General features: G+C 63.3%; 18 protein-coding genes and 2 tRNA genes. 15 read left to right on the forward strand and 5 right to left on the reverse strand.

What is annotated here, in order from left to right:
* Positions 1-58 precede the first annotated feature (58 nt).
* Entirely contained in the window at positions 59-751 is a 693-nt protein-coding gene (locus N5A92_RS09740; protein ID WP_260902172.1) for a hypothetical protein, read from the reverse strand.
* A 25-nt stretch (positions 752-776) separates the two neighbouring features.
* A tRNA-Asn gene (locus N5A92_RS09745) sits at positions 777-851 on the reverse strand.
* A gap of 243 nt (positions 852-1,094) precedes the next feature.
* Between N5A92_RS09745 and N5A92_RS09750 the strand changes: the two genes are divergently transcribed.
* The 10 genes from N5A92_RS09750 to N5A92_RS09795 all read left to right on the forward strand — a co-directional run bounded on the left by N5A92_RS09750 (position 1,095) and on the right by N5A92_RS09795 (position 13,071).
* Positions 1,095-1,334 (forward strand): hypothetical protein, encoded by a 240-nt coding sequence (locus N5A92_RS09750; protein WP_260902339.1) that lies wholly within the window; start codon positions 1,095-1,097, stop codon positions 1,332-1,334.
* A gap of 185 nt (positions 1,335-1,519) precedes the next feature.
* Positions 1,520-1,593: transfer RNA gene (locus N5A92_RS09755), tRNA-Cys, on the forward strand.
* 86 nt (positions 1,594-1,679) lie between these two features.
* On the forward strand, positions 1,680-2,354 hold the full coding sequence (locus tag N5A92_RS09760) for a protein-L-isoaspartate O-methyltransferase family protein (RefSeq protein ID WP_260902342.1): 675 nt from the start codon (positions 1,680-1,682) through the stop codon (positions 2,352-2,354).
* A gap of 182 nt (positions 2,355-2,536) precedes the next feature.
* A complete protein-coding gene (locus N5A92_RS09765) occupies positions 2,537-3,904 on the forward strand; it encodes a TolC family outer membrane protein (RefSeq protein ID WP_260902175.1) in 1,368 nt (455 codons plus the stop codon).
* Positions 3,905-4,078: 174 nt separating this feature from the next.
* Complete coding sequence (locus N5A92_RS09770; protein WP_260902176.1) at positions 4,079-4,702, forward strand: DUF2497 domain-containing protein; 624 nt, start codon at positions 4,079-4,081, stop codon at positions 4,700-4,702.
* Positions 4,703-4,880: 178 nt separating this feature from the next.
* Positions 4,881-7,664 (forward strand): valine--tRNA ligase, encoded by a 2,784-nt coding sequence (locus tag N5A92_RS09775; RefSeq protein ID WP_260902177.1) that lies wholly within the window; start codon positions 4,881-4,883, stop codon positions 7,662-7,664.
* A 371-nt stretch (positions 7,665-8,035) separates the two neighbouring features.
* The gene (locus N5A92_RS09780) at positions 8,036-9,190 is read left to right on the forward strand and encodes an outer membrane protein transport protein (RefSeq protein WP_260902178.1); all 1,155 of its coding nucleotides are present in this window, start codon (positions 8,036-8,038) and stop codon (positions 9,188-9,190) included.
* Between the two features lie 240 nt (positions 9,191-9,430).
* On the forward strand, positions 9,431-10,360 hold the full coding sequence (locus tag N5A92_RS09785; protein WP_260902179.1) for a TerC family protein: 930 nt from the start codon (positions 9,431-9,433) through the stop codon (positions 10,358-10,360).
* 199 nt (positions 10,361-10,559) lie between these two features.
* Positions 10,560-12,284: a dihydroxy-acid dehydratase gene (gene ilvD, locus N5A92_RS09790; RefSeq protein WP_260902181.1), complete on the forward strand. Its 1,725-nt coding sequence runs from the start codon at positions 10,560-10,562 to the stop codon at positions 12,282-12,284.
* A complete protein-coding gene (locus tag N5A92_RS09795) occupies positions 12,271-13,071 on the forward strand; it encodes a tetratricopeptide repeat protein (RefSeq protein ID WP_260902182.1) in 801 nt (266 codons plus the stop codon). The genes ilvD and N5A92_RS09795 overlap by 14 nt, the downstream gene beginning before the upstream one ends.
* 121 nt (positions 13,072-13,192) lie before the next feature.
* On the opposite strand, the gene xth is transcribed toward N5A92_RS09795, so the two are convergent.
* Positions 13,193-13,975, reverse strand: coding sequence for an exodeoxyribonuclease III (gene xth / locus N5A92_RS09800; RefSeq protein WP_260902183.1), 783 nt, complete (start codon positions 13,973-13,975; stop codon positions 13,193-13,195).
* A 119-nt stretch (positions 13,976-14,094) separates the two neighbouring features.
* Between xth and N5A92_RS09805 the strand changes: the two genes are divergently transcribed.
* Positions 14,095-15,465 (forward strand): uracil-xanthine permease family protein, encoded by a 1,371-nt coding sequence (locus N5A92_RS09805; RefSeq protein ID WP_260902185.1) that lies wholly within the window; start codon positions 14,095-14,097, stop codon positions 15,463-15,465.
* A 53-nt stretch (positions 15,466-15,518) separates the two neighbouring features.
* Here the strand turns inward: N5A92_RS09805 and erpA are convergent, their stop codons facing one another.
* A complete protein-coding gene (erpA, locus tag N5A92_RS09810; RefSeq protein WP_260902186.1) occupies positions 15,519-15,869 on the reverse strand; it encodes an iron-sulfur cluster insertion protein ErpA in 351 nt (116 codons plus the stop codon).
* Between the two features lie 347 nt (positions 15,870-16,216).
* Here erpA and N5A92_RS09815 point away from each other — a divergent pair, with 347 nt between their 5' ends.
* The 3 genes from N5A92_RS09815 (at position 16,217) to N5A92_RS09825 (ending at position 21,760) form a co-directional block, all read left to right on the forward strand.
* Positions 16,217-17,425: a deoxyguanosinetriphosphate triphosphohydrolase gene (locus N5A92_RS09815; RefSeq protein WP_260902188.1), complete on the forward strand. Its 1,209-nt coding sequence runs from the start codon at positions 16,217-16,219 to the stop codon at positions 17,423-17,425.
* Between the two features lie 60 nt (positions 17,426-17,485).
* Positions 17,486-19,243, forward strand: a complete 1,758-nt coding sequence (gene argS / locus N5A92_RS09820; protein ID WP_260902189.1) for an arginine--tRNA ligase — start codon at positions 17,486-17,488, stop codon at positions 19,241-19,243.
* Between the two features lie 99 nt (positions 19,244-19,342).
* Complete coding sequence (locus N5A92_RS09825) at positions 19,343-21,760, forward strand: SPOR domain-containing protein (protein ID WP_260902190.1); 2,418 nt, start codon at positions 19,343-19,345, stop codon at positions 21,758-21,760.
* Between the two features lie 355 nt (positions 21,761-22,115).
* Here N5A92_RS09825 and N5A92_RS09830 read toward each other — a convergent pair whose 3' ends face one another.
* Entirely contained in the window at positions 22,116-22,301 is a 186-nt protein-coding gene (locus N5A92_RS09830; RefSeq protein ID WP_260902191.1) for a hypothetical protein, read from the reverse strand.
* Between the two features lie 162 nt (positions 22,302-22,463).
* Here N5A92_RS09830 and nagZ point away from each other — a divergent pair, with 162 nt between their 5' ends.
* A complete protein-coding gene (gene nagZ, locus N5A92_RS09835; RefSeq protein WP_260902192.1) occupies positions 22,464-23,483 on the forward strand; it encodes a beta-N-acetylhexosaminidase in 1,020 nt (339 codons plus the stop codon).
* Positions 23,484-23,551 lie beyond the last annotated feature (68 nt).

The raw sequence follows: 23,551 nt of genomic DNA on the forward strand, positions 1-23,551 counted from the left end.
AAAGAGTGGCTTCCCGGGCCGCGATCATGAGCGTCAAGGAAGGGGCTACTCGGCTAGATTAGACGCCGGAAAGGCCTAGCGCTGGGAACAAGGAGGGGTCAATCGGGAACGGCTTGTCTCTCTTGGCCGCTTCACGCCACCATTCCGGGAGATCGGCGTTTGTGAACTCCGGAACAGTCTGCAGCGGCTTTATCGTCCTGCTGGCCTGTCTGTGGAGGAGAGCGGCTTTGCCGAAGTACATCTGTCGTACGCGCTTTAGGAAGCGGCGATCAACCTTGTCCATGATAGTAGTGTCCAGCCACTTGACTGAAATGTCTCTTTGCAGGGCAGCATCCCACCAGGCGTAGCCTAACGTCACCTGATCAAAGATGTGAGGAAATCTGCGGGCGTAGTGGCACCAGATGTCCACGATAAGGTCTGCGCCGTCGCCGCTCCCAAAGTATATCTGCCCACCAGAGAAGGACCAACCAGAGCGCTTCACAACGGCCAAATCAGCCGCGCAGCCATCCAGCTCATACAGAGGACGCCGAAGAACTGCATCGGCATCGAGCCACAGAACTGGCTCCCCAACTTCCCTTCTCATCTCCTGAATAAAGAGTGCCTTGCGAGCGCAGTTTTGAACCCACTCGCCAGTGGAGGGCCGCGCCTCGATTCGAGCCCGAAGCCCAAGCTTCTCTACAGACCTGCGCAGCTGGCGCGCATATGGTTCATAATCAGGCGTGTAGTATGAAACTATTAGCGGATGTGACATTCGCTCACTGCTGAAAAGTGAGAAATGGCTCCCCGGGCCGGATTCGAACCAGCGACCAACCGGTTAACAGCCGGTTGCTCTACCGCTGAGCTACCGGGGAATGCCTGTGCTCTGGCGCGTGGCTATAGCAAAGAGCTTTCTCTTTTGCAAAGCGCCATCAGCGACTTTTTTCACTATTTTTGAAGGCGGCCTCGCATTCGCCGCTCGGCGGTAACATATGGGGGGACGCCCGAGGCGCAGCAAGAGGGGAGCGGGGCCGGAGGAGGTAAATGGAACGGACAGCGGAAAGCCCATGCAGCAGCACACCATCTCGCCGGAAGAGCCTGACGACAATCCTGGCAGGATGAAGCGGCCGCATGTCTCCATAGCGGGGCGACGCCTGCCGATTCCCCGTTCCCGCCCGGCACGGCTCTTGAGCGGCGGCGTGCTCGTCTTGCTCGGCATTTTCGGTTTTCTGCCGGTTCTCGGTTTTTGGATGGTCCCTGTGGGCCTGCTCATCCTTTCCTACGATCTGGCCGTGATCAGACGGCAGCGGCGGCGTCTGGAGGTCTGGTGGCACCGGCGAAAGGGAAGGCGGGGCTGAAGGGCGCCGCGGCCATCTCTACGACGATCGCTTAGCATGTTCACATCGTGCCGTCCCGATACTACATGGAGCGCGGGGAAGGCGCTCTCGGAAGATGCGTAGGAAACCGTCACTAATAACATCTGTCGGCTTGACGCGAATTTCGGCGCCACCTATTGAACCTCCTCGCTGCTCATGAGCGGCATGGCCTCGTGGCGGAGTGGTTACGCAGAGGACTGCAAATCCTTGCACCCCGGTTCGATTCCGGGCGAGGCCTCCATTTTTGGCATCGACGGCGCGGCCGCGGCCGCGCCTTCGGAGGGGAAAGGGTGCGCGCTCGGCGCGCCGGAGACGGGAACGAGGGTGATGAACGCCGATTTTTCCGTGCAGCGCGCCAAGATGATCGAGGGCCAGCTTCGCACGCGCGACGTGAGCAACGTGCCGCTTCTTGAGGCGGTTCGCGAAATTCCTCGCGAGGCTTTCGTGCCCGGTCGGCGCCGCAGCCTTGCCTATATCGATGAGGATCTGGAAGTCTCGGCGGCTACGGATGGCCAGCCGGCGCGCTATCTCATGGAGCCGGCGCAGTTCGGACGGCTGGTGCAGCTTGCCGGCGTAAAGCCGTCGGACCTCGTTCTCGATATCGGTTGCGCGACCGGCTATTCGACCGCAGTCATCTCCCGGATTTCGAGCTTCGTGGTGGCTCTGGAGTGCGATCCGGCATTGGCCGAGATCGCCGCCTCCACCCTCGCTGAACTCGACTGCGTCAACGTTACAGTCGTCACCGGCCCGTTGGAGAAGGGGCATCCGAGCGAGGCGCCATACGACGTGATCTTCATCGGCGGCGCCGTGGAAACCGTGCCTGACGCGATTCTTGACCAGTTGGGCGAGGGCGGCCGTCTTGTCGCGGTGGTCGGCTATGGCAATGCGGCAAGGGCCCGTCTGTTCCTCAAGGAGGACGGGATATTGTCATCGCGAGAGGAGTTCAATGCCGCAGTGAAGCCGCTGCCGGGCTTTGAGCGGGAGAAAGGCTTTGTTTTTTGATAGGCGGCGTGTTGCGCATACGCAACGGATTTGATCGGACTTATGATGTAACGTCCTTGCCTATAACACCGGAATCACGCAGCCTGCCCGCGTGCCCGGGGGGTGCTTAAGGCCGCAAAGGCCCGGAAAACAAGCCGTACGGGCACGAGAGCGCCTGTGCGAAGCACAATGTGAGGTTGGTCGTGCCGTTTCTTCGTCGTTGCTTGCTCCCAGTTCTTGCTGTCTCAGCCTTAGTTCTTGCTCCCGTTCCGGCCAGCGCCGAGACCATCGAGGGGGCACTCGCAAAGGCTTACCAGAACAATTCCAGTCTTAATGCCGCACGTGCCGGCGTTCGTGTGACGGACGAGGATGTCGCAATCGCCAAATCGGGCATGCGGCCTCGCATCTCGGCAACCGGTTCCTTGCAACTGAGGAGCGCCGGCGGCACGGAAATCCGCACCGGCGAATTCGGCATCAGCCTGGAGCAACCGATTTTCGACGGCTTTCAGACGCGCAACAACGTGCGTGCGGCGGAGGCTCAGGTGCGCGCTGCAAGCGAATCGCTGCGCAACGAAGAACTGAACACCCTGTTCGACGCGGCGAGCGCTTACATGGATGTCATCCGCGACCGACAGATCTCCACGTTCAGAGCCCGCAACCTCGAATTCCTCGAGGAGCAGGTGCGTTCGGCGCGCTCTCGCTTCGATGTGGGCGAGGGCACGCGTACCGATGTCGCCCAGGCTGAGGCGAGCCGGCAGGCCGCCCTGGCGCAGCTTTCGGCGGCACGCGCCCAGGCTGCGTCGAGTGCGGCGACTTATCGGGAACTGGTGGGCGAGGAGCCGGGCACGCTGAAGACGCCGAGCCCGCTGACGGGGATTATGCCGGCGAGTCTTGAGCAGGCGGTGGGTATGGCTCTTGCGCAGCATCCGGCCATAGTTGCCAGGCAGCATCAGGTGGATGCGGCGGCGTTTGCCGTGAAGGCGAGGGAAGGCGGCCTTCTGCCGCAACTGTCCGCGACGGGCAATGTGGGCACGAGCTACTCCGACTCGAGCCCTACCCGCCCCACGCAGGATGGAACCACCAATTCCGCCTCCATCGGCCTCAGCCTGACCGTGCCTATCTACCAAGGTGGGGAGAATTCCGCGCGGGTCCGCCAGTCGAAGGAATCGCTTGGCCAGGCGCGCATCAATGTGGACGTGACCCGTGACACCGTGCGCAGGGCCATCACAGCGGCCTGGACGGAGTACCAGGCGGCGATCGAGAGTGTGTCGGCCAACCGGGAAACCGTCGAGGCTGCCCAGCTTGCGCTCAACGGCGTCATCGAGGAGCGCGACGTGGGGCAGCGCACCACGCTCGACGTGCTGGACCAGCAGGCCGACCTCATCAATGCGCAGATCAATCTCGTGGAGGCGCAGCGGAACGTGGTGGTGGCCAGCTACGCCATCGTCTCGGCCATGGGGCAGCTTTCGCCGAGCCGGCTTGGCCTTCAGGTTGCGACGTATCGCCCGGAAGAGCACTACAACGCCGTCAAGGACAAGTGGTACGGCCTGCGCACGCCGGACGGGCGCTGACGCGATCCGGCCATCCCGGCAACTTCTGTGTGAAAGAACCGTAAATCCGCGTTGAGGGATTCTCACCCGCCCAAGCCTTCGCTACCCTTGAGTGGTGATTCGCAAAGTCGTTCTGTCCGCGTAAGAGCGGTCGGATGATCGGCGGGGGCAGACAAAGTGGCGGAATTATCGGCAATGGCACAAGCAGGCAGCGCGCAGCGCGAACCCTCGATGGAAGAGATACTGGCGTCCATCCGGCGCATCATCGAGGATGGCGAATCCGGGCATAAGGACGCCAAGCCCGAGGTGGACGACACCGGCGAAGTCGAAGCCTTCCGCGATGAACTGAAGGTGGCCGCTGTATCGCAGCCGGAACCCGTTGCGGAACAGAAGGCACCGGAAACAACGAACGAAGCCGTCCGGGCCTTCGAATGGCTCCAACCGGAAAGCCGGCAACCAGATGCCGCGCCGGTGGACAAGACCGGCGACGAACCAAAGGCTGCAGCGCCGCATCCGCTCGATACGGCGAGCTCGCCGAAATCGCCGATAGGCGAAACAGCTCCGCAAGCGGCGACGTCTGCACCTCAGTCTTCCGGAGACAACCGCCCGGCCATTCTTTCGGAAGCGTCCGGCCGCAAGGTAACGGCCGCCTTCGAGGAACTCAGCGAGGCTTTCGAGGCAAGCCGGCGCAAGAGCCTTGGCGAGGCCGCCGAAGAAATGCTGCGGCCGATGCTGCAGGAATGGCTCGACAACAATCTGCCGCAACTGGTGGAAAGACTGGTGCGGGAAGAGATCGAGCGCGTGGCCCGCGGGACGTAGGCCGGGTCGTCCTTCGTTATCCCGGTAGGCCTTTTGCCTATCCCCGTTGCAGGATTGCAGGGCTTTCGATCATTTGATCAATTGCCAGCGCTTCCGCGCCAGTCGCGGTTGACTTGCCCAGACCCTTCGGCTTTACACCGGGCACCGATAGATACGCCGGCAAGCGCGGACATTCCTCATGCTCGAAAAGACCTATGACGCCGCGGGCGTCGAGAAGAAAATCGCTGAACGCTGGGAAGAGGCGGGCGCCTTCGCCGCCGGCACCGGGGCCGAACCGGGCGCGGAAGCCTTTACGATCGTCATCCCGCCGCCCAATGTGACCGGCTCGTTGCATATCGGCCACGCGCTCAACAACACGCTGCAGGACATCATGGTGCGCTTCGAGCGCATGCGCGGCAAGAATGTCTTATGGCAGCCAGGCATGGATCATGCCGGCATCGCTACGCAGATGGTGGTCGAGCGGCAGCTGATGGAGCGCCAGATCAACAGGCGCCAGCTTGGCCGTGAGAAGTTCATCGAGAAGGTCTGGAAGTGGAAGGAGGAGTCTGGCGGCGCCATCATGAACCAGTTGAAGCGCCTCGGCGCTTCCTGCGACTGGGACCGAGAGCGCTTCACCATGGATGAGGGGCTTTCGAAGGCGGTTCTTGAAGTCTTTGTCGCGCTTTATAAGCAGGGGCTCGTCTACCGCGACAAGCGGCTGGTCAATTGGGACCCTAAGCTTCTCACGGCCATCTCCGATCTGGAGGTGGAACAGGTCGAGCTCATCGGCCACCTCTGGCACTTCCGCTACCCCATCGAGGGCATGGACTTCGACCCGGAAGATCAGAGGACCTATCTCACTGTCGCCACGACGCGGCCAGAGACGATGCTGGGCGACACCGCCGTTGCGGTGAACCCGGATGACGAGCGCTACAAGCACCTGATCGGCAAGAACGTCATCCTGCCCATCGTCGGCCGGAAAATTCCGATCATCGCCGACGAATATTCCGACCCGAAGAAGGGCAGTGGCGCGGTGAAGATCACGCCGGCGCACGATTTCAACGACTTCGAGGTCGGCAAGCGACACCGCTTGCGCGCGATCAACATCATGACCGTCGAGGCGGCCATCGATATCCTGGAGAACGACGACTTCCTCGAAGGCCTCGAAGCCACCGAGGAACAGCGGGGCCTTTGGGAGCGACTGCACGGGCTTGATCGGTTCGAGGCGCGCAAGCTGATCGTCGCGATGATGGAGGAGCGCGGACTGCTCGGCAAGGTGGAAGACCATGTCCACGTGGTGCCGCACGACGAAAAGTCGAAAACTACGGTCATCGAGCCGTTTCTCACAGACCAGTGGTACGTCGATGCCAAGACGCTCGCCAAGCCGGCGATCGAGTCGGTGCGGGCCGGGCGCACCGTCTTCGTCCCGAAAAACTGGGAGAAAACCTATTTCGACTGGATGGAGAACATCCAGCCCTGGTGCATCTCACGTCAGCTCTGGTGGGGACATCGGATTCCTGCCTGGTACGGCCCGGACGGGCAGGTTTTCGTCGAGAAGGACGAAGAGGAGGCGCTGGAAGCGGCCATCCAGCACTACATCGCCCTCGAAGGGCCGTGGAAGGCCTGGGTGGAGGAGAAGCTTGAGAACTTTGCTCCGGGCGAGATCCTGACCCGCGACGAGGATGTGCTGGACACCTGGTTCTCGTCGGCCCTATGGCCTTTCTCAACCCTCGGCTGGCCGGACAAGGCGCCGGCGCTCAAAACCTACTATCCGACCTCCGTTCTCGTCACCGGCTTCGACATCATCTTCTTCTGGGTCGCCCGCATGATGATGATGGGTCTGCATTTCATGGACGAGGAGCCGTTCCATACGGTCTACGTCCACGCGCTGGTGCGCGACAAGCACGGCGCCAAGATGTCGAAGTCCAAGGGCAACGTCATCGACCCGCTCGAACTGATCGACGAGTATGGCGCCGATGCGTTGCGCTTCACGCTGACCATCATGGCCGCGCAGGGGCGCGACGTGAAGCTCGACCCGGCACGGGTGGCCGGCTACCGCAACTTCGGCACCAAGCTGTGGAACGCCACGCGCTTTGCGCAGATGAACGGCGTGGCACGCGATGCGACATTCCGGCCGGAGAATGCCAAGCTGGCAATCAACCGCTGGATTTTGACGGAGCTGACGAAGGCCGCCCGGGGCGTTACTGACGGCATCACCTCCTACCGGTTCAATGATGCGGCGGGTGCGGCCTACCGTTTCGTCTGGAGCCTGTTCTGCGACTGGTATCTGGAGCTCCTGAAGCCGGTCTTTTCCGGCAAAGATGAGGCGGCCAAAGCCGAGGCGCGCGCCTGCGCGGCCTATGTGCTGGACGATATCTACAAGCTTCTCCACCCCATGATGCCCTTCATGACGGAGGAGTTGTGGGAACTGACGGCGGGTGAGGGCGGCCGCGACGATCTCCTGGCCCTGACGCGCTGGCCGCAGCCGGACTTCGAGGACGACGAGGCGGCGGCCGACATCAATTGGCTGGTCGAACTTGTCTCCGGCATCCGTTCCGTGCGCGCGGAGATGAACGTGCCGCCCGCGGCGGTGGCGCCGCTGATCGCCGTGGGCGCGGACGAGACGACGCGGGCGCGTCTCGCCCGCCACGATCCGGCCATTCGGCGGCTGGCGCGTGTCGGCGAGGTGGGCTTTGCCGGAGAAGCGCCGAAGGGTTCGGCGCAGATCGTGTTGGGCGAGGCGACCTTCTGCCTGCCGCTCGGCGACCTCATCGACCTGAAGGCCGAGGTTGCACGGCTGGAGAAGGAAATCGCCAAGATGGCGGGCGAGGTCCAGCGCCTGGAGAAAAAGCTCGGCAATGACAAGTTCGTTGCCAATGCGCCGGAGGAGATCGTCGCCGCCGAGCGCGACAAGCTGGCTGAGTTCGGCGAGGCCAGGACGCGGCTCGAAGCGGCCCTGGCGCGCGTGCGCGAGGCGGGCTGAGCGCCCGCCCGCGGCCGGGCGATTCGCCCCGGCGCCACTCCTCCGCGCCCGCCCCGAAAGCCCAAAAGAAGTAGTGCATAGCTGTCCCTTCCGTCTTTGGCTCATCTTTTTGGAGGGATGTCACGTTTTTGCAACAGCGGCTTTCGCGGCTGGCGCCTGTTGCTGAAAAAAGGCTGATTTGCGGCAAACGCGGGCATTATCTCGCCACTTTTTGCGTCGCCGCAGCGTTCTGTATCCGCAAAAAGACGGGGCTTACGTATAGGTAAGTGGGGCTTCCCCTGCTGCTAAGTGCGCGAAGTTAATTGTCTGCGATAACAGCCTTGTTATCCTGCATTCACGCTAGCGCTTAAAGGTAAGGGAGGGTCCTCGTAATGCGTTTCAGTCTTTTCGGATATTCGGCTTTGGGTGTCGTGCTTATCGCCGCGAGTGCCCAGGCGGGCGGATTTTCCCGCGGCACGGCGGACACGGATATCCTCTACGAGGACGGGAATTTCAATTTCCGGGCCGGGGCGACGGTAGTCGTGCCCAGCCATGAGTTTACCTCGGCGCCTGTGGGGAGTCCCGACCCGGCGGCGCTCGTCGGCACTGATTATCTGGATACCTACGTCATTCCGTCGGCCGCGGTGAAGTTCATGATCACCGAAAATCTCTCCTGCGCCGGCACCTTCACTCAGCCTTTCGGCGCCTCCACCAGCTATGCGGCGCCTTTCGGCGTCAGCGGGAAACTTTCCGAAGACTTGACCCTCAACGAGTTCGGGGCCACCTGCGCCGCCTTCTTCGAGGCGGGTCCCGGCCGCCTCGCGATTCTCGGCGGCGGGTTTTACGAGACCCTCGACTATGACCTTGAAGCCCTGCCGCCCGGCCTTGGAGGTGCTCCGCTGAGCATCGGCCTCGGAGGCAAAGACTATGGCTGGCGCGCCGGGGTTGCCTACGAAATTCCGGACATCGCACTGCGCGCGCAGATTCTTTACCGCTCCGGCACAAGCTACGGCGCAACGGGCTCGGCCACTTCACCGGCGTTCCCCTTGCTTGGTGCACCTGGCTCCACCCTACCGGCTACCGGCACCGGCGAGTTGCCGCAAAGCGTGGAACTGAAGGTACAGTCGGGCATCGCGCCGGGGTGGCTGGCCTTCGGCTCGGTCAAGTGGATGGACTGGTCCGTCAACGAGACGCTCCAGGTCAATGTTCCGGGTACCCCGGTGTCAGCCCCGAACGACTACTACTGGCGCGATGGCTGGACCGTGACAGGCGGCATCGGGCATGCCTTCAACGAGCGCGTCTCCGGCCTTGTCAGTCTGCAGTGGGATCGCGGCGTGGCCACCGGATACGACCTGAGGTCCGACAAATGGATGTTGGCGGGTGCCGCCAGCTTCAAGGACGACCTCGGAGGCGAACTGCGCCTCGGGGCCGGTGCGGTCTATCTCGCTTCCGCGGATATTGACCAGCCGGATGCGCGTTTTTTCGGTGCCTCTGCCGATTCAGGCTGGGCCGGCATCTTCTCGGCCTCCTACAGCGTCAAATGGTAATACCGCGACAGATCTGTTCGATCTGCATCTCGACCCGGCCCTCGCGCCGGGTCTTTCTTTGCGGGGCCGGCGGAGCTGGTTCGGGGGTAAATTCCCCCAGGGGCTTGAAACGGAAGCCGAACTACCGCAGATAGATGGGGTATGTCACCCGGGCCGGGCCCCTCTGGCAGGCAAGGCGTTGCCTGTGATGTCGGACCGATCGACAACGCGCTCACGCGGCGCAACCTTCAACCCCGATAAATGACATTGCATGATTGGCTGTGGCCCGGCTTCCTGGCGTTTGTCGCCATTGTTCTTTTTGTCGACCTGTTCATCCTCCACCGCCGGGATCACGTCATCTCGACGCCTGAGGCGTGCCGTACAGTGGGCGCTTATGTGGGAATGGCGATGGTATTCGCCTCCGGGGTGTTCTTCTTTGCCGGCGGGGACCGGGGAGCCGAGTTTCTTACCGGCTACCTAATCGAGCAGGCGCTTTCCCTCGACAACATCTTCGTCATCGCGCTCATCTTCACCTATTTCAAGGTGCCGGCGGAAGCCCAGTACCGAGTGCTGTTCTACGGCATCGTCGGCGCCATCGTCATGCGGCTGTCGCTGATCGTGCCGGGTGTGAAGCTGGTGGACCAGTTCCACGTGGTGGCCATGGCGCTGGGCGGGCTTCTCATCTTCTCCGGCTTCAAGATGATGACGTCCGGCGACGACATGGTCGACCCCAGCGAGAGCTTCGCCGTAAAGTTGCTCATGCGCACCGGCCGCGTCACGCCGGAATATGAGGGATCGAAGTTCCTCACCCGCCGTAACGGCCTTCTCTATATGACGCCGCTCTTTGTCGTTCTGGTGACGGTCGAGATCACCGACCTGATCTTTGCGGTAGACTCCATTCCGGCGGTGCTGGCGGTTTCCAACGATGCCTTCATCGTCTTTTCCTCCAACGTTTTTGCCATTCTCGGTCTGCGTGCACTGTTCTTCGTGCTGTCGGGCATGTTGCGCACCTTCCGCCACCTGAAGACCGGGCTGTCGTTGGTTCTCGTCTTCATCGGCCTGAAGATGCTACTTGCCCAGTATATCGATATTCCCTCGTTGGTGGCGCTCGGAGTCACCGCGCTCATTATCGGCGGATCGGTGCTGGCCTCCATTCTGCATCGCGAGGAGAGCTCCGAGACGGAGCGTTAGCCCCGCGTCCTATTTTGCCGGTCCGTCACCGAAATGTGGCGGATCAGCAACACTTTCTCAAGATGCTATGCGCTAGAACTGTGCGGGGACGGTATGTCAACTTCCCGCCATAAACCGGGCGCACCGAAATGATCTCTCGGATGGCGCCGCAACGAAAATGCGTGTCAGGAGAAGCCGCAAAGCTGCGGCGAAGGTGATTATGGACGCTCGAGCGATTTCAAAGGAAAAACTTCCCAGCCGCCACGTGACCGTCGGTCCGGCGCGCGCGCCTCATCGGTCCTACCTCTATGCCATGGGCCTTTCGCCGGAGGAGATCGCACAGCCGCTCGTCGGCGTCGCCACCTGCTGGAACGAGGCCGCGCCGTGCAACATCTCGCTGATGCGCCAGGCGCAGGTGGTCAAGAAGGGCGTGGCCGCCGCGCATGGGACGCCGCGCGAGTTCACCACCATCACCGTCACCGACGGCATCGCCATGGGCCACCAGGGCATGAAGGCCTCGCTGGTTTCGCGCGAGGTGATTGCCGATTCCGTCGAACTGACCATGCGCGGTCATTGCTACGACGCCTTGGTGGGGCTTGCCGGATGCGATAAATCGCTGCCGGGCATGATGATGGCCATGGTACGCCTCAACGTGCCGTCGGTCTTCATCTATGGCGGCTCCATCCTGCCCGGCTCCTATCGCGGCCGGCAGATCACCGTGCAGGACGTCTTCGAGGCCGTCGGCCAGCATTCTGTCGGCTCGATCTCCGATGACGACCTGATGGAGATCGAGCAGGCGGCATGTCCGTCCGCCGGCTCCTGCGGGGCGCAGTTCACCGCCAACACCATGGCGACCGTGGCCGAAGCCATCGGCTTGGCGTTGCCCTATTCCTGCGGTGCGCCGGCGCCTTATGAGATGCGCGACCGCTTCAACTACGCCTCGGGCGAGAAGGTGATGGAGCTGATCGCGAAGCAAATCCGCCCGCGCGACATCGTCACCCGCAAGGCGCTGGAGAATGCGGCCGCCGTGGTTGCCGCCTCCGGCGGCTCGACCAACGGGGCGCTGCACCTGCCGGCCATCGCCCATGAGGTGGGCATCGAGTTCGATCTCTTCGACGTGGCGGAGATCTTCAAGAAGACCCCATACATCGCCGACCTGAAACCGGGCGGCAAATATGTCGCCAAGGATATGTTCGAGGCTGGCGGCATTCCGCTTCTGATGAAGACGCTGCTGGAGCATGGCTACCTGCACGGCGACTGCATGACGGTGACAGGCCGCACGGTAGCCGAAAACATGGAGCGCGTTCAGTGGAACGACGCGCAGGACGTGGTGCGCCCCGCGAACGCGCCCATCAGCCCCACCGGCGGCGTTGTCGGCTTGAAAGGCAACCTGGCGCCTGAGGGAGCCATCGTGAAGGTCGCGGGTATGAAGAACCTCAGGTTCTCCGGTCCGGCGCGCTGCTTCGATTCGGAAGAGGAATGCTTCGCCGCCGTCAACGAGCGCCGCTACAAGGAAGGCGAGGTGCTGGTGATCCGCTACGAGGGCCCCAAGGGCGGCCCCGGTATGCGCGAGATGCTGGCCACCACCGCCGCCCTCTATGGCCAGGGCATGGGCGACAAGGTGGCGCTGATCACCGATGGGCGCTTCTCCGGCGCCACGCGTGGCTTCTGCATCGGCCATGTGGGGCCGGAGGCCGCCATCGGCGGGCCTATAGGCCTTCTGCGTGACGGCGACGTCATCACCATCGATGCGGTGGAAGGCACGATTGATGTGGCACTCAGCGAGGAAGAGCTCGCCGAGCGCCTGAGGGGCTGGACGCCCCGCGAGACGGACTATCAGTCCGGCGCGATCTGGAAATATGCGCAGACGGTCGGTTCGGCCCGCCACGGTGCCGTGACCCATCCTGGCGGGGAGAAAGAAACCCACTGCTATGCGGATATCTAAGCAAATCACGGGCGGTCTCGTCGCCGCCGCACTGGTGCTGCCGGGGACTGTCATCCCCGCGCTCGCGCTGGATGAGAACGTGGTGGTACAGCAACCGCGCGAGCGCAGCCCGTGGGACGTCTTTCGCTTCGGCTTCTCCGCCTACAAGAGCGGCAAGAAGGAAGAAGCGGTCGAGGCCTACCGCTACGCTGCCGAGAACGGCCAGGTCGGCGCGAGCTGGAAGCTTGCCCGCATGTATGCCGAAGGCGACGGTGTCGCCCGCAACGACTACGAGGCCTTCAAGTTCTTCTCCGAGGTCGCCCAGCAGGATGTGCGGCCCGGCAGCCGTGATGAAAGCTATGTCTCGGATGCGCTGGTGGCCGTCGGCCGGTATCTGAAGACGGGCATTCCCGGCTCTCCGGTGGAGGCCAATCCTGCCGCCGCACAGCAGTATTTCATGCGCGCGGCCGCTGCATACCGCAATGCGTCGGCGCAATACGAGCTCGGCCAGATGTTCCTGACCGGCGACGGCGGGACGAAAAACATTCAGCAGGCCGCGCGCTGGCTGCAGCTCTCCGCCGAGAAGGGCCATGCCGGCGCCCAGGCGACCTTGGGCAACCTCCTGTTCCAGAGCGGCAAGACCGTGCGCGGGCTGGCGCTGATGACAGCGGCACTTGAGCGGGCAGCACCCGCCGAAGTTCCCCGGATCCGAGCCATGCAGGAGGAGGCGTTCGCCGTGGCTAGCGAATCCGACCGCCGCACTGCGATTGCGCTGGCCGAGGATTATCGGTCGAACGGGATGGAGTAGGGCCCCTGCGCCCAGAGCCTCCGTGGTTTGACCCTTCGGCAAGCCCAGGGTTCACGATGAGGGCTGGCATCCGCATCGAGGCTTGCATGCGGCCGCTTTCCTTCATCACCCATACCTTGCTCTAAGCCGCCAGCTCCACCACCACCGGTACGTGGTCTGACGGCTTTTCCCAGGCACGGGTGTGCTTCTGCACGGACGTCGAAGACAGCCGGTCCGCTGCCTCAGGCGACAGCATCAGGTGGTCGATACGGATGCCGTTGTTCTTCTGCCAAGCGCCGGCCTGATAGTCCCAGAAGGTGTAAACGCCGGGCTGGTCACTGACGGAGCGCAGCGCGTCGGTCATGCCGAGATTGGTGAGCCTACGGAAAGCCTGCCGGCTTTCCGGCTGGTAGAGCGCGTCGTCGAGCCAGGCGTCGGCGTTCTTGGCGTCGGCGGGTTCGGGGATGATGTTGTAGTCACCCGCGAGCACCAAAGGCTCCTCCAACGCCAGCCGCGCCCTTGTCCAGCCTTCGAGCCGCTCCATCCAGCCGAGCTTATAGGCAAATTTCTCGCTGGCGACAGGGTTGCCGTTGGGAAGATAGAGCGAGACTACACGAAGGGCGCCGGTCTTAGTGGAAAAAACCCCCTCGATGAAGCGAGCTTGCTCGTCGGCATCGTTGCCCGGAAGGCCACGGGTGACTTCGTCGAAGCGCAGCTTCGATAGGATGGCGACACCGTTGAAGCCCTTCTGGCCGCTGGTTTCGACATGATAGCCGAGGGATTCTATCGGCTCGCGCGGAAACTGTTCATCGACGGACTTGATCTCCTGCAGGCAGACGATGTCCGGCTCCGCCTCCCGCAGCCAGTGCAAAAGATTGTCGATGCGCGCCTTGACGCCGTTTATGTTCCAGGTGGCGATCTTCATGCAGAGCTTGTTTCTGTTTCAAAAAAACCAAGGGTGGTGACATGCGCAACTCTGCGTGATCTTTTCACTTCCGCCAACAAAAAAGATAACGAAGGCGGTTTTCAGAGGGGTGCAACAGAATGACAGAAGCGACAGTCGACCTGCGCGCAAGCCCGGATGAGCTTCGCGCAAGGCTAAAGAATCCTGACTATACGCCGCCGCTTGCGCAGGCTGTGCCACTAGGCATCCAGCACGTGCTTGCGATGTTCGTCTCCAACGTTACGCCTGCCATCATCGTCGCGGGCGCGGCCGGATTCGGTTTCGGCTCGAACTCGCCCGACTTTCCCAGCCTTATCTACATGATCCAGATGTCGATGCTGTTCGCCGGCATCGCCACGCTGTTCCAGACGATCGGAATAGGGCCGGTTGGCGGCCGCCTGCCGATCGTGCAGGGAACGAGCTTCGCCTTCCTGCCGGTCATGATACCGATCGTGGCGGGGCAGGGGGTGGCGGCAATGGGCGCGCTGATGGGCGGCGTTGTCATCGGCGGCGTTTTCCACTTCCTGCTCGGCACCTTTATCGGGCGGCTGCGCTTCGCATTGCCGCCGCTGGTCACTGGCCTCATCGTGCTCATGATCGGCCTGGCGCTGATCAAGGTCGGCATCCAGTATGCCGCGGGCGGCGTGCCGCTGATCGGCACACCGGAATACGGCAGCCTCGCCAATTGGAGCCTCGCTCTGGTCGTCGTCGTGGTTACACTGCTGCTGAAGTTCTTCACCAGGGGCATGTGGTCCATCGCCGCTGTGCTTCTCGGCCTGATCGCCGGCTATATCGTAGCGCTCGCCATGGGGATGGTGAGCTTCGCCAATGTCGGCAATGCCGGCTGGGTGGCGGTGCCGGTTCCCTTCAAATGGGGCTTCGACATAACGGCGGCCGCGGTGATCGGCATGTGCTTCATGGCTGTCGTCTCGGCGATCGAGACGGTTGGCGATGTATCGGGCATCGCCAAGGGCGGCGCCGGCCGCGAGGCGACGGAGAAGGAGATTTCGGGCGCAACCTATGCGGATGGCCTCGGCACGTTCGTGGCAGGCATTTTCGGCGGGCTTCCCAACACCTCCTTCAGCCAGAACGTTGGTCTCATCTCCATGACCGGCGTCATGAGCCGTCATGTTGTGACCTACGGCGCAATCTTCCTGATCGCCTGTGGGCTGATCCCCAAGGTCGGTGCGCTGATCTCGACCGTGCCGATCACGGTCCTGGGCGGCGGCGTCATCGTCATGTTCGGCATGGTAGCCGCGGCCGGCGTCAACATGCTCTCGGCGGTCAAGTGGAACCGGCGCAACATGGTGATCTTCGCCGTATCGCTGTCGGTCGGTCTCGGCCTTCAGCTGGAGCCCGATGCCCTACAGCACCTGCCGAAAACGGCACAGATCCTGCTCACTTCGGGCCTGCTGCCATCCGCTTTCCTGGCGATCGTGCTCAACCTCGTCCTACCTGAAGAGGTGGATTAGGAGAATTGAAAAGGGGCCGTATTGCGGGCCCTTTTTCGTCCGTCAGCTTGCTATCAGATGGAGAAGCTGGTGCCGCAGCCGCAGGAGGCGACCGCGTTGGGATTCTTGATCTGGAAGGACTGACCAATGAGGTCATCGACAAAATCGATGACCGAACCGCCCATATAGACGAGCGACAGGTCGTCGATCAGCACCGTGGCGCCGTTCTTCTCGATGGCGACGTCGTCGTCGTTGCGGCTGTCGGCGAGGTCGAACTTGTAGGAAAACCCCGAGCAGCCGCCGCCCTCAACGGACACGCGCAATCCAATCTTGCCGGGCTCGTCGCCAAGGATCTTGGCGATGCGCTTGGCTGCGGCGTCGGTCAGTTCCACGCCCTTCATGTCCGTCTTCGCGTCAATGCCCATGGAAGTCACCTTGCATTCACTTATGTCGAATAGGTATGAACGACGAGGCGGCGAGTCAACAAGCAGCGGATATGGCAAGCCCGGCACATCTTAACCCGCGTTTCTCACACTCCCTGTGCCCCGCGCCGGTTCAAACAGGCGACAAGGCACGAGAGCGGCGCCGCGCGATGCGGGACATCGGACAAGCCGCTCGACGCACACTGTCGCCTGTTTCAACGGGCCCGGAGGGCTTTGCAGCGGCCGCCTACGGGCGCGAGACGCTCAACGGTATGTCTTTATACGCCGTCGCGTCTCGCGCCCGTATCCGGTTTTCCGCAAAGCGACGCAGGGCGCAGGGAGTGTGAGAAATGCGGGTCAACGGCATCGGCTTCGGTTATCGGCCGCGCGCGGTCTACGCCTGTGATCCGGAGCGCTCGCGCGGGCGTTTTTGCGAGGAGCCCGAAAGCCCGACGCGTACGCCCTTCCAGCGCGACCGCGATCGCATCATCCATTCCACGGCCTTCCGCAGGCTCAAGCACAAGACGCAGGTCTTCATCGCCCATGAAGGCGACCACTACCGTACGCGGCTCACGCACTCCATCGAGGTGGCGCAGATAGCCCGGGCGCTCGCCCGCGCGCTCTGCTGCGACGAGGATCTGGCCGAGGCGGTGGCACTGGTGCACGATTTCGGCCACACGCCCTTCGGGCATACGGGCGAGGAGGCGCTGAACGACAAGATGGAGCCGTGGGGCGGCTTCGACCACAATGCCCAGTCGCTGCGTGTCGTCACCAGGCTGGAGCGCCGCTACGCGGAGTTCGACGGCCTCAACCTGGCCTGGGAGACGCTGGAGGGGCTCGTCAAGCACAACGGGCCGCTGACCGACGCGCACGACAATGGCCTCAACGGTCCAGTGCCGCAAGCTATCCGCGACTATTCGGCCCTGCACGACCTCGAGCTTTCCCGCTTCGCCAGCATCGAGGCGCAGTGCGCGGCGATCGCCGACGACATCGCCTACAATGCGCACGACATCGATGACGGCCTGCGCGCGGGCCTCCTGACGCTCGACATGCTGCGCGGGGTGGAACTGTCGGGGCGCATCCTGCAGGCGGTCGGCGAGCGCTATCCAGGTCTCGACCCGGTGCGCACCGGGCACGAGCTGATGCGCCGGCAGATTACGATCATGGTCGAGGATGTCATCGACACGGCACGCGACAACCTCGAGGCCTTGCATCCGCGTTCGGCCGAGGACGTGCGTGACGCCGGGCGGGCCATGGTCACGTTCTCACCAGGCATGGCGGCGGAGGAGAAGGCGTTGAAGTCGTTCCTCTACGCAAATCTCTACCGCCACCCGGACGTGCTTGAGGTGCGCAGCCGCGCCGACCGCGTCGTGCGCGACCTGTTCGACGCCTATTTCGCCGATCCGCGCGAGATGCCGGAAGGCTGGCGCGAGGGGCTCGACCGGGCCGAGGACCGCGTCAAGGCGCGCGACGTGGCGGACTTTCTGGCAGGGATGACCGATACCTATGCACTCAAGGAGCACGAGCGCCTGTTTGACCGCACACCTGATTTGCGATAGGGCGCAGGCGACTTGCGGCGGCGGATGCTGCCGCGTGGTTCTCAATCCGGGACATCGTCCATGAACATCTTTGCCGATTTTTCCGATCGGGTCGTCAAGGCCGTCAACGCACTGGGGCTGAAGCCGAAGGAGGGCGGGGCGCTCGACCTTTCGCGCGTGGCGGTGGAGCCGCCGCGTGACGCCAGTCATGGCGATCTGGCCACCAATGCGGCGATGGTGCTGTCGAAGGCGGTGGGTGAGAACCCGCGTGCGCTGGGCGAGCGGCTGGCTGCGGCGCTGGCCGAGGACCCGGACGTGGCGGAAGCGAGCGTGGCCGGCCCCGGCTTCGTCAATCTGCGCCTTGGCGACGAGTTCTGGCAGGCTCAGCTCGCCGAGATGCTTGATCTTGGTACCGACTACGGCCGCTCGACCGTCGGTGCAGGGCACAAGGTGAACGTCGAATATGTCTCGGCCAACCCGACCGGCCCGATGCATGTCGGCCATTGTCGCGGCGCCGTGGTGGGCGACGCGCTGGCGAACCTCTTGGCATTCGCTGGCTACGACGTCACCAAGGAATACTACATCAACGACGCCGGCGTGCAGATCGACGCGCTAGGGCGGTCGGTGATGCTGCGCTACCGCGAGGCGCTGGGAGAGGAGACCGGCGCCATTCCCGAAGGGCTTTATCCGGGCGATTATCTGGTGCCGGTGGGCAAGGCGCTGGCCGACGAATTCGGCACGAAACTTCTGGAGATGCCGGAAGTGGAGGCACTGGAAGTCGTCAAGGACCGCGCCATCGATGCCATGATGGCGATGATCCGAGAAGATCTCGCCGCCCTCAACGTGCGCCACGACGTCTTCTTCTCCGAACGCTCGCTGCACGCGGCCAATGGCGGGACGATCCGTTCCGCCATAAACGACCTGACCATGAAAGGCCACGTCTACAAGGGCAAGCTGCCGCCGCCCAAAGGACAATTACCGGAAGACTGGGAAGACCGTGAGCAGACGTTGTTTCGGTCCACCGAGGTGGGCGACGACATCGACCGGCCGCTGATCAAGTCGGACGGCACCTTCACCTATTTCGCCGCCGACGTGGCCTATATGAAGGACAAATACGCGCGCGGCTTCGAGCACCTGATCTATGTGTTGGGTGCCGACCATGGCGGCTATGTCAAGCGGCTGGAGGCGCTGGCCCGCGCCATCTCCGACGGCAAGCTGAACCTGACGGTGCTTCTGTGCCAGCTCGTCAAGCTTTATCGCGGCGGCGAGCCGGTGCGCATGTCGAAGCGGGCAGGGGAGTTCGTGACCCTGCGCGACGTCATCGACGAGGTGGGGCGCGACCCCGTGCGCTTCATGATGCTCTACCGCAAGTCCGACGCGCCGCTCGACTTCGACTTCGCCAAGGTGACCGAGCAGTCCAGGGACAATCCGGTCTTCTACGTGCAGTATGCCTCGGCGCGCTGCCACTCGGTCTTCCGCCAGGCACGCGAGCAGCTCGGTGTGGAGAATTTCGAGCCCGCCGCCTTGCGTTCGGCCCTGCATCTGCTCAAGGACGAGGGCGAAGTCGCGCTTATCCGCAAGCTGGCGGAATACCCGCGACTCATCGAAAGTGCGGCCCAGGCGCTGGAGCCGCACCGCCTTGCGTTCTACCTCTACGACCTTGCCAGTCAGTTCCATGCGCAGTGGAATCGAGGCACGGAGACAGACGACTTACGTTTTGTTAAGGTTAACCACCCAGAGTTGACCCAGGCCAGGCTGGGCTTGGTACAGGCTGTCTGCGACGTCGTGACGTCAGGACTGGCGCTCGTAGGCGCGGAGGCGCCGGCGGAGATGCGCTGATTGCGGACAGAAGCTGTCACCATTTGCCCACAATGCGCTGGTAGGGCCAACCAAGTATAGTGCGACGTTGCCCGCGTCCGACCGAGTGTGGGAAAAGGCATGGCTGACAGTAATTATTCAAATGCCGCGGAGCCGAAAGATCTGGCGCAAGACGATCCGTTTGCCGAACTGACGCGGATCATGGGCCACGACACGCGTCCCATTCCGAAATCGGAGTCGGCGCAAGAAGAACCGACGGACAACCTTAGCCTCGAACTAGAGAACGAGTTGTTGGGGGATCTGGCCGACGAGGCTGATCAGCCCGACGTCGCTGATGCAGCGCTCGACGAGGAGGAGGTCAGCTTCCGGCAGTATGCTCAGGCACCTGAGCCGGATCTCTCCGCCGAGGAGGTTGCAGAACCCGAATCGACGCTCGACGACACGTTCGAGAGTGCATTCGACGACGTGTTCGCTGCTGAGGAGCCGGCCGCAGCCGAGGATAGTGAAGCAGCCGACGACACCCATGCCGAGCCTTCCGCGTTTGCGGAGGAGGGGGGCGCGGAGGAAAGCGCCGGAGACGATCCGTTCATGATCCGCGAGGAGGATCTGGCGGCGCTTGATCCCGACTTTGCCATGTACGATCAGGAAGCTGATGCCGCAGCAGCCACTGGAGAAGAGCCGCAGGCTCCTGCCCAGGCCGAGCACGATGCATCCTTCGGCGAGGACGAGCCTGTCTCCGAGCAGCCGGAGTACTTCTCTGCCGCCGACGCGGCCGGAGCAACGTATAGCCAGGTTCCGGAAGACGGGTGGATACCCGCTTCCACGCCGGCTGGAGACGACGCGGAGATGCCAGCGGATGAACCGCAGGCGATTACGGGAGGCGACGCTCTGGGCGAGTGGTCGCCAGAAGCCCTTTTTGCCGGCCTCGATGGTCAGGATTGGCATCAGGGCGGTGAGCACGATGCGGAGCCGGAAGCTCCTGCAGCCGATCCTATGCCGCCGGAAGTCGACACTGTCGAGGTGCCCGAAGGCGCCGTCGCCCTGGCCGACAATCTCGATGTGCCCGAGGTCCCCTATCAGAAGGAAGAGGTGAAGGCGGAGTTCGACGAGATCGAGGAGATGTTGGCCGGCGCTTTCGGCGAGGGGAACGACGCGGCTGACGGGCCGGACGACGCGTGGATGGAAACCGCCCCGCGCCGGACCGAGGCGCCACAGGAGCAGGATGACGAGGAGATCGACGACTATCTCACCGCCGGCATTGGTGCAGGCGTGGGAGCCGGGATCGCCGCTTACGCGGCGCAGAACTCCGGCGGAAACGCTTACAGCGATCCTGCCGCCAGCTATCATGACCGGGACATCCGTGAGTGGAGCGCGACCTCCGACGAATTGAAACCAGCGCCCGGCGCCGAGCCGCCCGCGGCCGAGAGCGGACGCCGCTTCGGTTCTCGTACGATGATGGCAGCGGCAGTGATCGGCGGCGTGGTCATTTTGGGCGGCGTGACGGTGTTCGCGCTCAGCTTCGGCGGCGGTGACGCTGAGGAGCCGGCCCTGGTGAAGGCGGACGACACGCCGGTGAAGGTGAAGCCGGAAAACCCCGGCGGCACCACCATTCCCAATCAGGACAACCAGGTCTACAGGCGCGTATCCGGCGAAACCGAGGTGGCCGAGCCAGGACAGACTCGGCTCGTATCCAATACCGAGGAGCCGGTCGACCTGCCTGCTCTGGAGACACCGACGAGTGACCCCGCTGTGGAGACGCCGGCGAGTGACATTGCGGCGGCCAAGGTGGAGGATCGGCTGGAGAATCCCATCGAGGAAGCGAGCAGCGGCAACGAGACTGCGACGCTCGCTCCGCGCCGGGTCCGCTCATTCGTCGTGCAGCCGGACGGTACGATGGTGCCGAACGACGTGCCGGAGCCTGTCGAGACGGCGGGCAACAACGCCGACGAGGTGGCGAATGCCGTTGCAGCGGACTCCGAGACGGTGGCAGCCACACAGGCCCAAGCAACGGACGAGCCGTCCGCTGCAATGGAAAACGCACAAGCAGCCGCCACAACGGGGAATACCCAGACCGACGCTGACGGCAATATCGCCGAGGCGGCCGCCGCGAACGCGGTGTCGGTGCCATCTTCCGGGCCGATTCCGCCTTCTCGGCCGAGCAATATCGCTACTGCACAACAGCAGCAGGCCGACAGCTCTGCCAATGCCAATTCCCAAGCACCGCAAGCGCAGCAGCAGGGCACGCCCACACAGGTGGCCGCTGCCGAACCGCCGCCTGCGCAGGCAGCCGCCGGTTCCGATTGGTCCGTGCAGATTTCCTCGCAGGCCAGCGTCGAAGGCGCGCAGCAATCATACCAGGAACTGGCGCAGCGCTACGGCAACCTGCTGCAAGGCAAGGGCGTCAACATCGTCAAGGCCGACATCGCCGGCAAGGGCACCTACTACCGCGTGCGCATTCCCTCCTCCTCCAAGGACGAGGCGATCCGGTTGTGCGAACAACTTAAGGCGGCCGGCGGGAGCTGCTTCGTTTCGAAGTAGCCTGCCTAACGCAAGACTTATAAAACCGCCGAGCTCCGCGGGGTTTTTGTCTGCGTGAACAGTATTGTCAGACTTCGCCGTTGAACAAGGATGGGTGCTCTGAAAGACCTTAAGCTGGGAGAAAGTTCATCTTCACCGTATTCCGTCGTGCGCTGATGAAGACGAACTGGACGACGCCGCGCTCTTTGAGGCGCCGGCGTGTCCTCTGCTACCGATGCTCCACCGATTTCATTCCAGGTGCCGGGATCGGCCACGTCGAAATCATCGACAATCGCCGTCGACCCGGCGACGTAGACCGGAGGGACCGGCATGGGGCTTGCAAAGATAAAGCCGCCAATCCGGCCCATTTGCTCGGCTACGAGAAAGACGTGCTTGCTGATTCGATAAGCGATGCGAAGAAGGGGCCGGTTGTTTCACGCGATGCCGGTGCTTGTTTCCAAAATCGGGGTTCAAATGTCGCCAGGAGCGCGCGTTTGGCCTCGAGGATGTCCATAACGGCGGGCAAGTCCGCCGGAGCGGAGTCGCGAATAATCAACTTCATCAGACCTCCGCAAACGCGCCTTCACTGCATATCGGTGTCTTCAGCCCACGATTTGCCAGAGACCATGCTTTCAAGTGGAAGGACAAGTTCGTCGGATCCTCGAACCGTCGCCGTGCCGCAAGCGGACGTGCCAATGCCGCCGCTTGCCGCTATCCTCGCTCTATGAGCGAATCAAAAGCAATGATCCTGGGCGCCGCCGGCACGGGACTTAGCGCCGACGAAGTGGCCTTCTACCGCGACAAGCGGCCATGGGGCTTCATCCTGTTTGCGCGCAACATTGCCGAGGCCGGCCAGGTGCGCGATCTGGTGGCGGCAATGCGCGAGTGCGTGGGCAGGCCAAGGGCACCTGTTTTCGTCGACCAGGAAGGCGGGCGAGTGCAGCGGCTGCGCCCGCCGCTGGCGCCGGACTATCCCCACGCGGCAGCGCTCGGTGCGCTCTACGGCCGCGACGAGGCAGCCGGTTTGCGTGCGGCGTGGCTGATGTCGCGGCTGCATGCCTTCGACTTGTCGCGCCTTGGCCTCTCGGTCGATTGCCTGCCGGTGCTCGATGTGCCGGTGGCCGGCGCGCATGATGTGATCGGCAAGCGCGCCTATTTCGGTGACCCGCAGGCGGTGGCCGCACTCGGCCGTGCTGCGGCGGACGGGCTGTTGGCGGGCGGCGTCCTGCCGGTGATGAAGCATATACCCGGTCATGGACGCGCGAACGCGGACAGCCACCATGCGCTGCCGCGTGTCGAGGTGCCGCTCGGTGAACTGCGCGAACGTGACTTCGTGCCCTTCAAGGCGCTCCGTGATCTGCCCATGGCGATGACGGCCCATGTGGTCTACGCGGCGGTCGATCCGGATAATCCCTCCACCACGTCGGCGCGGATGATCGCCGATATCATCCGCGGCGAGATCGGCTTCGACGGGCTCTTGATGAGCGACGACGTGTCGATGAACGCTCTTTCTGGGGATTACGGCGCCCGCGCGCAGGCAATCCTTGCAGCCGGTTGCGATGTCGTCCTTCATTGCAACGGCGTGATGGACGAGATGCGGGCCGTCGCCCAACGAACGCCGGAATTGGCAGGCAAGGCAAAGGCGCGAGCGGATGCCGCGCTTGCAATGCTCGGCGCGTGCGATGAGACAGACGAGGCCGCGGCGCGCGCCGAATTCCAGAGCCTTTTTGAGGCTGCGGCCTGAACGCGGGAAGAAGGAACGGCTGAGAGTGGCCGAGGCAGCGAAGAAGACGACGGGGCAGGGGGGAACGG

This window comes from Chelativorans salis, assembly GCF_025336525.1.
GTDB classification, from domain to species: domain Bacteria; phylum Pseudomonadota; class Alphaproteobacteria; order Rhizobiales; family Rhizobiaceae; genus Chelativorans; species Chelativorans salis.